Below are 13021 nucleotides of genomic sequence, written 5' to 3' on the forward strand. Positions count from 1 at the left end.
TACTTCACCAACTCCACGCCTGATAAGAGCCTTCCCACTACTGGGAAAGCTCTTTGTTTTTCAGGGCTTTATCAGACGGACTTTGGTTCGACGCCTAGGCCTGTGGGCCAAGGCACCAAGCACCTAACTTTCTTACGATTTCTCTTCATCAAACCCTCACTGAAGATTCATCAGATTCTCACCAATTCTTCATGCAAAACCTAGCCTTACCGCTGTAAAGGCAGAAAGCATGAGCCGCTCTTTTTCACCTTCCCGGCTCCGGGCTTTCACCACCCACTTCCCCTTTCTTCCCCATGGGCAAATTCATTCAAAGCATCGTCGCTTTTTCACTAAAGAACCGCTTCTTCGTGTTCTTCATGACGGCCTTGCTCATCGCCGGTGGCGTTTTTAGCTACCTACACACTCCTATTGAGGCGTTTCCCGACGTTACCAACACACAGATTATCATTGTATCGCAATGGCCGGGGCGCTCGGCGCAGGAGGTGGAGCGGTTCGTTTCGGTGCCGGTTGAGGTAGCCATGAACTCGGTGCAGAAGAAGAGTAATATGCGCTCGATCAGCATGTTCGGCTTATCGGTTCTGAAGATCAACTTCGATGATGATGTGGAGGATTTCTTCGCTCGTCAACAGGTAAACAACTTGCTAGCTGGCGTGAATTTTCCCGATGGCTGCGACACCCACGTGCAGCCGCCCTACGGTCCTACGGGTGAGATTTTTCGCTACACCGTGCAAGGCAAAGATCGCACAACCAACCAGCTGCTCGCCGAGCAAGACTGGGTCGTGGAGCGTCAACTTAAGTCGGTGCCGGGCGTGGCTGATATTGCCGCGTTTGGCGGCACTACCAAAACCTACGAAATCACCGTTGACCCGGCCCAGCTCCAGAAGTTTGACCTCACGCCGCTCGAAGTGTACCAGGCCGTGCAGAAGAGCAATATCAACGTGGGCGGTGACGTGATTGAGAAAAACGGCCAATCGTACGTGGTGCGCGGCATCGGCCTGCTAACGAACGCCGCTGACATCGGCAACATTATCGTCAAGGATATTCACGATACACCCATTCTGGTACGCAACGTGGCGTCCATCACCGAAGGCTTCCGTCCGCGCGTGGGGCAGGCTGGCCTCGACGATAACAATGACGTGGTCGAAGGCATCGTGATTATGCGCAAGGGCGAAAACCCGGCCGAGGTGCTTGCCCGCGTGAAGGCCAAAATCGACGAGCTAAATACGAAGATTCTGCCTTCCGATATCAAGCTCAAGACCTTCTACGACCGCGACGTGCTGATGGACCATTGCACGCACACCGTTATTCACAACCTCATTGAAGGCATTGTGCTCGTCACGCTGGTCGTATTCCTGTTCATGGCCGACTGGCGCTCGACGCTGATTGTGGGTATCGTCGTGCCGCTGGCGCTGCTGTTTGCCTTCATCTGTTTGCGCCTGAAAGGCATGAGCGCCAACCTATTGAGCATGGGCGCCATCGACTTCGGCATCATCATCGACGGAGCCGTGGTGATGGTGGAAGGCATCTTTGTGGTGCTCGACCACAAGGCGCATAAGGTGGGCATGCCAGTGTTTAATAAGCTGGCGAAGATGGGGGTGATTAAGAAAACGGGCGGCGAGCTAGGCAAGGCGGTATTCTTCTCCAAACTCATCATTCTCACCTGCTTGCTCCCCATTTTCTCCTTCGAGAAAGTGGAAGGCAAGATGTTTTCTCCCCTCGCATACACCCTAGGTTTTGCCTTGGTCGGCGCTTTGTTATTAACGCTAACGTTGGTGCCGGTGCTGGCGAGCATCCTGCTCAACAAGGACGTACGCGAGAAGAACAACCCGCTCGTCAACTTCTTCGACCGCATCGTGACGAAAGGCTTTGCCTTTACCTACGCCAACAAGCGCCTGAGCCTAGCTACCGCCTTCCTGATTATGGCCGCGGCGCTGTACTCTTTCTCCTTCCTAGGTTCCGAGTTTTTGCCCGAGCTAAACGAAGGCGCGCTGTGGGTGGAAACCAAGATGCCCATGTCATCGTCGCTAACCGAAACGACGAAGATGGCGGGCAACTTCCGCCGCATCCTGCGCCAATTTCCAGAGGTGCAATCGGTGCTGAGCCAGACCGGCCGCTCCAACGACGGCACCGACCCTTCGGGCATTTACTACGTGCAGTGCCAGGTGAACCTCTACCCAAAGGAAGAGTGGAAGCGCAAAATCACGACGGAGCAGCTGATTGAGGAGATGGACCACAAGCTGAAGGAGTACCCCGGCATCATCTTCAACTACTCCCAGCCCATCATCGACAACGTGGAAGAAGCCGTAGCGGGCATCAACGCAGCGTTGGCCGTGAAGATCTTCGGCAATGACCTGCAAGCCATTGATGACAAAGCCGACTCGGTGATGAACATTCTCAAAACGGTGCGCGGCGTAAAGGACCTAGGTATTCTGCGCAACCTAGGTCAGCCTGAGATGAGCGTGCTGCTTGACCAAACTCGCATGGCCGCCTACGGCGTGAGCGCCGCCGATGCACAAGCCGTGGTCGAAATGGCCATTGGCGGCAAGGCTGCCACGCAGCTCTACGAAGGCGAACGGAAGTTTGACGTGCGTATTCGCTACCCCAAAGACTATCGCAGCACCGAAGCGGAAATTGGCGAGCTACGCGTATCCACTATTCGCGGCAGCAAGGTGGCACTGAAGGAAATAGCGACGATCAAGACGCTCAACGGCCCGGCTTTCGTGTACCACGACGGCGGACAGCGCTTCATTGCCGTGAAGTTCAGTATCCGCGACCGAGACATGGGCTCGACCATTGCCGAAGCGCAGAAGAAAGTTAACGCGCAGATTCACCTGCCCAAAGGCTATAGCATCACTTGGGCGGGCGAGTTCGAGAACCAAGTACGTGCCACGAAGCGCCTCACGCAGGTGGTGCCTATCTCGCTGGTAATCATATTTATTCTGCTGTTTATCACCTTCGGCAACGGCAAGGATGCAGGCCTTGTGCTGGTGAATGTGCCCTTTGCGCTCATCGGTGGCATCGTGGCGCTGCATATCACGCACGTCAACTTCAGCATCTCGGCGGGCATTGGCTTCATTGCCTTATTTGGCATTTGTATTCAGAACGGCGTGATTCTCATCACGGTGTTCAAGCAGAACCTGCGCAACAAAATTCCTCTCGAAGAGTCGCTGCGCCTGGGTGTGGCCTCGCGCGTGCGCCCTGTGGTGATGACGGCGCTGATGGCGATGATTGGCTTGTTCCCAGCCGCGTTGAGCACAGGTATCGGCTCCGAAACTCAGAAGCCGCTCGCCATCGTCGTGATTGGAGGATTGGTGTCCGCCACGATTCTCACCCTATTCATTTTCCCGCTGGTGTTCGATTGGGCATACCGCGAAATGCACCAGGATGCGCCAGCCGCGCCAATAGCAGAAAAACAGTTGGTGGGAGCCTAATTACCTAGCTCATTCGTTTGAACTAACCTAGGTTTAGCCGTGTGCAGACGGCGCTCCTTACCACATCCAGGTAAAGAGCGCCGTCTGCTAGTTGCTACCTACTTCTTTTCCTGGGGATTCTGACGAGTATAAATCAAACCCAGCGACAAGCCCTGGCTATACTGCACGGCTCGGTCCTGGTCGTAGTCGTAGAGCAGGATGCCAGTGAGGGCCACGTTGATGTAGCGGTTGACTTTGGCCGTGAAGCTAGCATCGAGGCGGTGGTCAACGCGGCGTAGGGCTAGCTTTTCGTAGTCGGCGAAGAGTAGGTAGCGGGCCTTCACGTTCATATTGGAGCTCAAGCCCTTATCCAGTTCAGCCAATACTTGCCCAGCCAGCACTTCGAAATGCGTGGAATGGTCTAAGTTCACGCCGTAGGGTTTTTCGCCGAGTACACCCACAAACCGCTCGGGGCGCCCAACAATGGTCAGGCGTGAAGCCAGCGGCGAAAGCCGAATCTTAAACCACTTTTTGGCCACGTACTCCATGCCGTAAGCGGCCGTAATGTAGGCCGGCGCGAAAGCCGATGAAATTCGCTGGGCCCGCTGCTGGCCGTTGGCGTCGGTGCTGTACTTATAGCCGGGTGCAAACTGCGTGAGCAGGTTCAGCGAGGCAAACATGTTCCATTGCGTGCTGATGTTGCAGCCGTACTTGGTATCCAAAAACAGGCGGTCGAGGCTCTTGCGGTAGCCCTGGTCTTTGTTCGCGACGAAGGCGTAGAGAAAATCAGCTTCGTTGTCCCAGCTATTGCGGCCCCGATGGAAGTTGGCTTTCTGATTGACTTGCGCGTTCAGCCCAATGGAGTTCACGCCCCCACCCCGCCAGTTAGAGGACAGGGCGCTTTCATTCAAATTGAATGTTGCTTTAAAGGCGGTTTTCCAAGGAGATGGCGGCCTCATAACCACGATGAGCGTATCGAGTTTGGGCCTAGGTACGGCAGGTAGCCCTGGCGACGCGGGTACGGGCAGCGTAGGCGGTACCGGCAGCGGTGTCACTTGGGCACTCGACCGACTACTAGCTAATCCGACTATTATAAAAGATAGCAACGAAGCTACCGAATAAACTCTCATGACCACGCATACAATTGCGGCCGCAAGTTACTAACGGGCTGCCGTTTCTGCATTTAGCATTCGTAATTTTATATTCTTATTGTCATAATACCATGAGTATGGATGCGGCTGGTGCCTAGACTACACGTCTCAGAGAACTGCCGATAGACTGTGCGACGCAGCAGCCCAAGCGCCCAGAAGCAGCCTTGGTAACAAGAGTTTTCAGGAAAAAGGCAATCTTCACAAAGCAAACCGGTCTTGCCCAGCACCTAGGTTTGCCCGATTCGATTCACCTCAGTTTTTTTCATGAAAAAAGTTCTTGCTGCTGGCGTTTGCCTTTTCAGCTCTTTCAGTCTTTGGGCGCAGGCGCCAACCGGTTCGGCGACGCCCGACCCAGCGCTACTGCCCTACCGTGCAACGGCTACCAAAGTCAATGATTTGGTGCATACCAAGCTCGACGTGCGCTTCGACTACGCCAAAAGCTACCTCTACGGCAAAGCCTGGGTCACGCTAAAGCCCCACGCTTACGCCACCGATTCGCTCCGCTTAGATGCCCAGGGCATGGACATCAAAACGGTGGCATTAGTCGGCAGCAATGGCAGCCAGCAACCGCTGAAGTACGATTATAACCAGCAGCACCTACTCATTCAGCTAGGCAAAACGGTAGACCCGGGCACCCCTTACACCGTGTATCTGGAATACACGGCCAAGCCGAACGAGCTGAAAGTGAAAGGCAGCGCGGCCATCAACGACGCCAAGGGTTTGTACTTCATCAACCCCGACAGCACCGTGAAAGGCAAGCCCGTGCAGATCTGGACGCAGGGTGAGTCGCAGTCGAACTCAGCGTGGTTTCCCACCATCGACAGGCCAAACCAGAAGATGACCACGGAAATCAGCATGACGGTACCGAGCAAGTACCTCACGCTTTCCAACGGCAAAATGGTGTCGCAGACGCCAGCCGGCGCCGGATTGCGCACCGACACCTGGAAGATGGAGCAGCCTCACTCGCCTTACCTGGTCATGATGACGGTGGGCAGCTTCAAGGTAACGCACGACACGTGGCGCAACAAACCCATTGATTATTACCTAGAGCCAACCTACGCCCCCTACGCCAAACAGATCTTTGGCAACACGCCCGAGATGCTGGAATTCTTCTCCACTCGGCTCGGGGTAGAGTTCCCCTGGAATAAGTACGCCCAGATTGTGGTGCGCGACTACGTGAGCGGGGCCATGGAGAACACCACGGCTACCCTGCACGGCGACTTCTTGCAGAAAACACCCCGCGAGCTGATCGACCGGCAGTACGGCAACGACGAGTCGGTGATTGCCCACGAGCTGTTTCACCAGTGGTTTGGCGACTACGTAACCACCGAAAGCTGGAGCAACTTGACGGTGAATGAGTCGATGGCGGATTTCAGCGAAGGCCTGTGGGCCGAGCACAAATACGGCCAGGATGCTGCCGACGCGCACAAGTACGGCTACCTAAACCAGTACCTAGGTAACCCAGAGAACTACACCAAGAACCTGGTCCGCTTCCACTACGCCGAGCGCGAAGACATGTTTGATGCCGTTACCTACCAGAAGGGTGGCCTCATCCTCGACATGCTGCGTGCTTACCTAGGCGACGAGGTGTTCTTTGCGGGCCTGAATCAGTACCTGAAACAAAACGCTTTCGGTAATGGAGAAGCGCACCAGATGCGCCTGGCGTTTGAGGCCGCCTCGGGCAAAGACCTGAACTGGTTCTATAATCAATGGTTCTTCAACGCCGGGCAGCCGACCGTCACCATCGATTACGCCTGGGACGCTGCCCGCAAAGTGCAGACCGTGACCATCAAGCAGCTGCAACCTGGTGAGCCATTTACGTTGCCAATTGCTATTGATTTGTACGTGAAAGGCAAAGTAGAGCGGCGCAATGTGCTGCTCCGCAACGCGACCGAGACGCTGGAGTTCCCCGTAGCGGCCAAACCCGATCTGGTGAACGTGGATGCGCAGAAAGTGCTTCTGTGGCAGAAGAAGGACAACAAGCCTTTCGCTGACTACGTGTACCAGTACCAGCACGCGCCGCGCTATGTAGATCGGTACGAGGCTATTGCCGCCGCCAAGGAACAGCAGGCTACCAATGCCGCCGCGCGCAACATGCTCGTAGCCGCTACCGCCGATAAGTACTATGGCCTTCGCATCGAGGCGCTGCAAGCACTCGACCTCGAGAACAAAGCCATGCAGAAAGCCGTGGCGCCCGCCCTACGCAAACAGCTGACTACGGAGAAAGAAACGCTCGTGCAAGCCGAAATCTTGACCGACCTAGGTCAGCTAGCTGACAAGCGCGACGAGGCCTTGTTCACCAGCAGCCTTAAAAGCCAGTCGTACGCGGTGCAAGGAGCGGCGCTGAGCGGACTGGCGGCCGTGGCACCAGCCAAAGCCCTGCCCCTAGCCAAGACCTTTGAAGCGGACAACAAGGGGAAGCTAACAGCGGCCATTGCCGAGGTGTACGCCACGCAAGGTGGCCTAGAACAGTGGCCTTTCGTGCGCCAAAAATTCGACGAAGCGGGTCCGCAAGGCCGCTTTGACTTGCTCAAAGGCTTTGCTGGCATGCTGATGCGCCTCAATGACCCCACCGCCGTGGCCGAAGGCGTTGACCGCATCAAGAACCTAGGTATTCAGTTCAAAAGCTACGGAGCAGCCGACCCAATGATTAATTTGTTGGAGGCCCTGAAGAGCAAGCAATCGGGAACTGCCGCCGCGCAGAACAAGCAAGTGATTGAGCGCGCTCAGCAGGAGATTCAGCAAGCAAAGTAAAGCACAGTATTAGAACAAACAAGCGGGGTGTCTTCTCAGATGGAGAAGGCACCCCGCTTGTTTATGGCAGCTTATTGCCAAGCTCATAATTGTACTATTTCCATTACCATCGAACTTTATCAAGCAGGTGTGCGTCAGGAAGAATGCGCAAAACGACCACTCTGCTGACCGCTGCCGTTCTTGTAATGGCGGCCCCGGTTTGCACCCTGGCCCAAACGGTAGACCCCAACGTTGGGAACACCGACACACCTTTCATCCAAAACATTCGGCCCGACCGTCCTGGCCAGACGGTTACCACCAACATGCTGCACCCGAGGCAGGTACAGCTCGAAGCCGGCGTGCTGCGCTTCGATCCAGCTGATGCCAGTTGGGGGGCTCGCCGCACGGTTTCTAACGCTTCATTGCGGGTAGGCTTTTTCAACCACATCGAGCTGCGTGCTAGCCAGGGCTATTTGCACCCGCTGCCGGGTACGTCCTCGTTTCGTGAGGGTAGTCCAAGTCCTGCCATTGCCGGTTTCACGCCGCTCACTGTAGGTGCCAAGTTCCTGGCTTCTACTAACCAAGATGCTCGTTCTCAAGTCGTACTGCTAACGGAAATGACTTTACGGACGGGTGACGCCTCTTTCTTGCACAAAAGCTATGAACCGGCCGTACGCCTGCTAGTGTCACAGCAACTTGGGGCACGCTACGGCTTAGAAGCCAACATTGGCTTTCGACAGCGCGGCTTCCAGGCCGCCGACACCAAGCTAGGTCAGTACGTGGGTACTTTAGCGCTCAACGGCCCACTCGGCGGCAACTTCGGGTTCTTCGCCGAAGGCTATGCTACCTGGCAGCGCAGCACTCGCTTTTTGCCAGGGCTAACGAGCGGTTTGTACTGGCGGCTACTCCCCGGCTTGCGGCTGGATGTAACAGCCGGTCAGCAGTTCGGCAACTTAGGTGCGGGCTTCACCTTAGGCGGTGGCTTGAGTGTGCGATTACCAAAATAAAGCACAAAGCTCCGGCTTTGCGCATCGTTGACTAAATCGACCTAGGTTCCGACCTTAGCAGTTAATCAATGACGCACGAAGCCGGAGCTTCGCGTTGCAAGCAACTACGGCCGCTGGCCTACCGACTCGGGCGCAATACGCGTGGGCGTCTGCTGACCCGAGATGATACCGCTGGCGCTCTGGGCAATACCTTGAATAACAGCTGTCATATTCGCCAGGTCCAAGCTTTCCACTTCGTCATCCACGGAGTGATAGAGCTTATCGGTCGGAATCTGGTCGGTGCTGATGGAGTGCGCCGGCACACCTAGCCTAGCTAGCGTCGCATTGTCGGAGCGGTAGAATAAGTTCTGCTCGGTGTAAGGGTCAGGCTCGAAGCGGAACGGCGAGCCTTGCAGATTTTCTTGCAGCAGCTTGCCAAAATCCGACCGTTCGTAGCCGGTGATGAAGGCGGTCTTGGGGCCGAACTGAGCCACTTTGCCGATCATCTCAATGTTGAACATCGTCACGACTTTTGCTGGGTCAAGCTGCTTGGAGAAGTATTGGGAGCCAAAGCCCCCTATTTCTTCGGCCGTAAAAGCCGCAAATACGAGCGTGCGAGCATTGTCCTTCTTTTTCTTAAAATACTCGGCGAGGGTAATAACGGCCGTGGTGCCGCTGGCATCATCGTCAGCGCCGTTGGCAATGGAGTCGCCTGCCACGGCGGGCCGAATACCTAGGTGGTCGTAGTGCCCAGAGAAAACCACCATTTCTGCGGCTTTGACTTTGTCGCGGCCCGGCAACACGCCCACCACGTTGCGCAGCTGCACGGCGTTGATTCTGGTAGTAGCCGTTATCCGGTAGGTGAGCGGCGTAGGCGACGGTGCGCTTAGAATGAATACGCTCGCATATGGCTCCGGCTTTTCGGCGCGTACAGTACTATGCCCAAAGTAGTTCGCGAATCGTTGAAAATAGGCTGTGTGCACTGGGTCGACCAGCACGATGAGATTCTCCTTCGGCTGCAACAAGGGCCGCAGTGCCTGCCCTACTTTCGCCTCCGGTCCAATAACAACGACGCGCGCCACCTGGCTATCTTTGTCCGACCAGTTCAGCTGCGGCACGCCCGAAGCTAGCAGCACCCGCTCGGCGGGCACGGGCTCACCATTCAACTCGGCCTGCACCCCACCCGACTCCATCTCGTAGGCTGGAAACACCTGTTCGAAGCTGCTGAGGCCGGGTAGCGGCTCCAAGCCAATACGCTTGAACTCGCCCGCAATAAACTGCGCAGCTTTGAGGCCACCCGGCGTTCCGGAAGCGCGGCCCTGCATGTCGTCGGCGGCCAGAGCACGCTCTACGCGCGCTACGGATGCCTGCGTGATAGTAGAGGCCGACGTTTTGCTTGCTTTGGTTTTTTGAGCGACACCTGAGTAGCTCAGCCCGAGACTAAGTAGTAGAAAGGCAATTTTCTTCATGCCCCAAAGTAAGTATTCCTACTAACCTTGATCTATTATCCGGCTAGCTTTATTTCCCTATTTACTCGAAGCTAGAAGTCATTTCAGGTCTGAGTAAACCAGGGACGGTAGAAGAGTTTGGGTTATAAATCGTCTGGCTCTCATTTACTACCAGCAGGTGCTGTGCTGTTCAAAATAGCCACGACACGGATTACATCTGCTTCCTTCTGAACGGGTTGCCCGTACTTAGTCATAGCTTCTTGCACCTCTGCTGCATGCTCCGGCAAGGCAGCTACCAATGCCTTACGGTTTAGCTTAAATGCCCGAATATGTCCGTCGGCGTTACGCACGAAGTACTCTGCCTTATCCAGCATTACGTCTTGCACTTGAGTGGACCCGTAAGCTGATTCTTGATTGGCTCGTTGTAGTTCTTTGCGCGTCAATTTCAACAAGGTAGCATAGCTGCCCTCCGAAAGCACCTCAAAATGTTCCCGAGAAAACTTAGCTTCTGGAGCATCAGCATAGCGCCGAAAGCGATGGTCTTCAACGAACGAACCCGCGTTAGTGACGTGCGTATCATGAATCACAAACTCTTGTACGCGGTCCAAACCTACAATGATCGAATCACCATTGGGTTGTAATGCGAGTAGCCCATGGCGATACAAATCGTACTTGAGCGAAACGTTGCGTACCACTTGGTTATGGTCCAAATGAACTTCCCCTTTCCGCCAGCCGGCTACCAGGAATGGGGTTCCACTCATACCATTATACCGGTGGTTGAACGTATAATAATTACGCTCTTCCCCACCGCTGTCACTGCCCGTGTTAGTTGGGGTGTAGGCTCGTAAAGCATCAGCCGTGCGTGATTCAGCTGCTTTGGCAGTGTTGGCAGCATCTTGCTCTGCTTTTTTGGGCTTCGTAGTAGTTGTTTGAGCTAGGCTTGAGCTAAAAGCTCCTAAAGCTAGGACCAGCAATAAACCCAATTGCTTAGGCATGGCAACAGTGTGCATAGTCATGGTTTGAACATTTGCTGATTTTTAAATATAAATAGAACCTATTGCATCATAGATCTACTAGTAAAGAATAAATGCAATAGAGTGCGTTTTCCTGTTAAATGTCAAAATAAGCCCTTACCTAAGCGTAAGTTCACTCAACATTTTTGTCTACTTACCCCAACGCCCATGCTAATTCCCCTTTCTACCTGCGGCCTGCTTCTGAGCGCGGCGCTACTTCTCGGTGCCTGTCAAACTTCACAACCCACAGGTTCACTCACTAGCACTACTGACGCAGCCGCCGCGCAAAAGCTAGCAGCTAGCCTGCGCAACACGCGTTGGGTACTCCGCACGCTGGCGGGTACCGCTGTCACCACGCCCGAAAACGCCCGCGAAATGTACCTGCAATTCGATGCTACCTCCGACAAAGTGAGTGGCCAAGCCGCTTGCAACCGGTTTTTCGGCCAGTTTGCTCAACCTTCGCCTGATGAAGTACGCCTTTCCAACCTAGGCAGCACGCGCATGGCCTGCGACCGAATGGCCTTGGAAACCCAGTACATGCAAGCCCTTACCGCAGCAACGCGCGCACAGATCACCGGCGACACGCTACACCTGTACGCAGGCTCGGAAAGTAAGCCATCGGCTACGTTCGAGGCCGTGTATCTCCACTAGCTTGCGCTGCTCATTTATCTACTGCTTGCAACAGCGCAACTAGGTCGCTTTCCGACCGGGATGGGCGTTTGCTCGCTTCTTCTTTCAACGCGGCAGCTAGGTCGGGTGCGGCAGTCTGTAAGGCTTTCAGATTGAGCTTTGTGGGAATGGCTGCTTTGCCGGCCCCGAGCACGTAGTAAGTAATTCTATCCTGAATATCGTCGGAACGCCGATCAGCGCCGTAGGCTCCTTTGTAGTTGGCTTTCTGTATTTCCTTGTTGTACTGCTTGAGTATCGTGTACTTACCCTGGTGCAGTACCTCCACAAATTCCCGCGACTGCGCCGGATTTGGCGCCTCTAGGAAACGGCGAAACGTGCGCTTTTCTGGTACGCGCGACAAATCATTCAGAACAAAGCTAGCTACGGCGTTGTCGTCCAGCACCATGGAGTCGCCTTTGAGCGGGTCGCGCATCAGCAGGTGCTGCCCGAGCACATCATACTTCAGCGGCACGGCCTCCAGCACTTGTTTCTGCCGAGTCGTAACGGTAGCCGCTAGCCACCGCGGTACCAAGTAAGGCGTACCAGTTACGCCCTCGTAGCGGTTGTCCATGGTCATGCCGGCCGAACCCTTCGCAATGGAGTTCAGATTTTCCTGGATGTTGGCGGAGCTATTAAGGTTATTGTTCTGACAAACAGCAGTTTCCGCACAGATCAGCCCTACTAAGGCAAGAAACAGTTGCTTCATATTTGGTCAACAATGACAGGTGTAAGCAGTTGAACTGCAAGCATTACAAGCCTAGCTGTTGCTGCTCCCACAGGCGCATTCACGGCTTGTCTACTGCTTGCAGTAGTGCCACGGCATCTTCTTCCTTGCCAATCGACTGCTTACGACCTGCTTCCTTAAGTGCGGAGGCCAGTTCGGGCGCAGCCGCCTGCAAAGCTTTCATCTTCAGCTTTACGGGTACTGCCGAGCCGTTTGGGCGCGCTAGGTAGTAGATGACTTTGTCTTCAATGGCCTTAGGGCTCTCATCGTAGAGATAGGCACTTGCATAGCCAGCTGTCTGGATATCTTTCTTATACTGCTTCAGCAGAGTGTACTTGCCTCGGTGCAATACCTCCACGAATTCCCGCGCTTGATCCGGAACGGGCGCTTCTGAGAAGCGACGAAATTCCCGTCTTTCTTGCGCTTGTTCGGGATCCGTCAGCACGAAGCTAGCAATCAGATTATCTTCTACTTGAAGTGAATCACCCTTTTGTTGGTCGCGTATTAACACGCGCTGCCGAAGCACATCGTACTTCAAAGGGACGGTGTCCATCACGGTTTTGCTACGCGTGGTGATAACGGCCGAGAGCCAGCGTGGCACGAGGTAAGGCGACCCGCTTATTCCCTTGAAGGGGCTGTCGTCGCGCATGGCGTCCAGGCTCTTCGTGTACTCATAGATTTTAGAAGGGTCCTGTAGATTGTTAGTTTGGGGGTCCGGACTACCGACCGAAACAGGGCTTTGACATACAGCTACTTGAGAGGCGAATAGCAGCCCTGTAGCACAAAAGAATAGAAGTTTCATAATAGTTAGTAATAGTAATCTAAGGCCAATATACATTACTTTATAATGAAAATGGATGCCTTAGCGCTGTGGCCAAAGCATCCAT

General features: G+C 54.7%; 10 protein-coding genes. 5 read left to right on the plus strand and 5 right to left on the minus strand.

Annotation, left to right across the window (positions count from 1 at the left end; all coding sequences use genetic code 11):
• Positions 1-293 precede the first annotated feature (293 nt).
• The gene (locus SD425_RS16915) at positions 294-3431 is read left to right on the plus strand and encodes a CusA/CzcA family heavy metal efflux RND transporter (protein ID WP_324671120.1); all 3138 of its coding nucleotides are present in this window, start codon (positions 294-296) and stop codon (positions 3429-3431) included.
• Between the two features lie 98 nt (positions 3432-3529).
• Here SD425_RS16915 and SD425_RS16920 read toward each other — a convergent pair whose 3' ends face one another.
• Positions 3530-4369: a DUF3078 domain-containing protein gene (locus SD425_RS16920; protein ID WP_324671121.1), complete on the minus strand. Its 840-nt coding sequence runs from the start codon at positions 4367-4369 to the stop codon at positions 3530-3532.
• Positions 4370-4376: 7 nt separating this feature from the next.
• Between SD425_RS16920 and SD425_RS16925 the strand changes: the two genes are divergently transcribed.
• The 3 genes from SD425_RS16925 to SD425_RS16935 all read left to right on the plus strand — a co-directional run bounded on the left by SD425_RS16925 (position 4377) and on the right by SD425_RS16935 (position 8301).
• Complete coding sequence (locus SD425_RS16925; protein WP_324671122.1) at positions 4377-4532, plus strand: hypothetical protein; 156 nt, start codon at positions 4377-4379, stop codon at positions 4530-4532.
• A 293-nt stretch (positions 4533-4825) separates the two neighbouring features.
• Complete coding sequence (locus tag SD425_RS16930; protein ID WP_324671123.1) at positions 4826-7315, plus strand: M1 family aminopeptidase; 2490 nt, start codon at positions 4826-4828, stop codon at positions 7313-7315.
• A 143-nt stretch (positions 7316-7458) separates the two neighbouring features.
• Positions 7459-8301: a transporter gene (locus SD425_RS16935; protein ID WP_324671124.1), complete on the plus strand. Its 843-nt coding sequence runs from the start codon at positions 7459-7461 to the stop codon at positions 8299-8301.
• 104 nt (positions 8302-8405) lie between these two features.
• Here SD425_RS16935 and SD425_RS16940 read toward each other — a convergent pair whose 3' ends face one another.
• On the minus strand, positions 8406-9749 hold the full coding sequence (locus SD425_RS16940; protein ID WP_324671125.1) for a M20/M25/M40 family metallo-hydrolase: 1344 nt from the start codon (positions 9747-9749) through the stop codon (positions 8406-8408).
• Between the two features lie 140 nt (positions 9750-9889).
• A complete protein-coding gene (locus SD425_RS16945; RefSeq protein WP_324671126.1) occupies positions 9890-10723 on the minus strand; it encodes a hypothetical protein in 834 nt (277 codons plus the stop codon).
• A 186-nt stretch (positions 10724-10909) separates the two neighbouring features.
• Here SD425_RS16945 and SD425_RS16950 point away from each other — a divergent pair, with 186 nt between their 5' ends.
• On the plus strand, positions 10910-11392 hold the full coding sequence (locus tag SD425_RS16950; protein WP_324671127.1) for an META domain-containing protein: 483 nt from the start codon (positions 10910-10912) through the stop codon (positions 11390-11392).
• Positions 11393-11402: 10 nt separating this feature from the next.
• Here the strand turns inward: SD425_RS16950 and SD425_RS16955 are convergent, their stop codons facing one another.
• Positions 11403-12116: a hypothetical protein gene (locus SD425_RS16955; protein WP_324671128.1), complete on the minus strand. Its 714-nt coding sequence runs from the start codon at positions 12114-12116 to the stop codon at positions 11403-11405.
• 79 nt (positions 12117-12195) lie between these two features.
• On the minus strand, positions 12196-12936 hold the full coding sequence (locus SD425_RS16960; RefSeq protein ID WP_324671129.1) for a hypothetical protein: 741 nt from the start codon (positions 12934-12936) through the stop codon (positions 12196-12198).
• Positions 12937-13021: the final 85 nt, after the last annotated feature.

This window comes from Hymenobacter sp. GOD-10R (assembly GCF_035609205.1).
In the GTDB taxonomy this organism is placed as follows: domain Bacteria; phylum Bacteroidota; class Bacteroidia; order Cytophagales; family Hymenobacteraceae; genus Hymenobacter.

Bases quoted from the DNA above. Each gene is read 5' to 3' on its own strand.
- SD425_RS16915 (WP_324671120.1), top strand. From the start codon at position 294: ATGGGCAAATTCATTCAAAGCATCGTCGCTTTTTCACTAAAGAACCGC.
- SD425_RS16920 (WP_324671121.1), bottom strand. From the start codon at position 4,369: ATGAGGCCGCCATCTCCTTGGAAAACCGCCTTTAAAGCAACATTCAAT.
- SD425_RS16925 (WP_324671122.1), top strand. From the start codon at position 4,377: ATGAGCGTATCGAGTTTGGGCCTAGGTACGGCAGGTAGCCCTGGCGAC.
- SD425_RS16930 (WP_324671123.1), top strand. From the start codon at position 4,826: ATGAAAAAAGTTCTTGCTGCTGGCGTTTGCCTTTTCAGCTCTTTCAGT.
- SD425_RS16935 (WP_324671124.1), top strand. From the start codon at position 7,459: ATGCGCAAAACGACCACTCTGCTGACCGCTGCCGTTCTTGTAATGGCG.
- SD425_RS16940 (WP_324671125.1), bottom strand. From the start codon at position 9,749: ATGAAGAAAATTGCCTTTCTACTACTTAGTCTCGGGCTGAGCTACTCA.
- SD425_RS16945 (WP_324671126.1), bottom strand. From the start codon at position 10,723: ATGCCTAAGCAATTGGGTTTATTGCTGGTCCTAGCTTTAGGAGCTTTT.
- SD425_RS16950 (WP_324671127.1), top strand. From the start codon at position 10,910: ATGCTAATTCCCCTTTCTACCTGCGGCCTGCTTCTGAGCGCGGCGCTA.
- SD425_RS16955 (WP_324671128.1), bottom strand. From the start codon at position 12,116: ATGAAGCAACTGTTTCTTGCCTTAGTAGGGCTGATCTGTGCGGAAACT.
- SD425_RS16960 (WP_324671129.1), bottom strand. From the start codon at position 12,936: ATGAAACTTCTATTCTTTTGTGCTACAGGGCTGCTATTCGCCTCTCAA.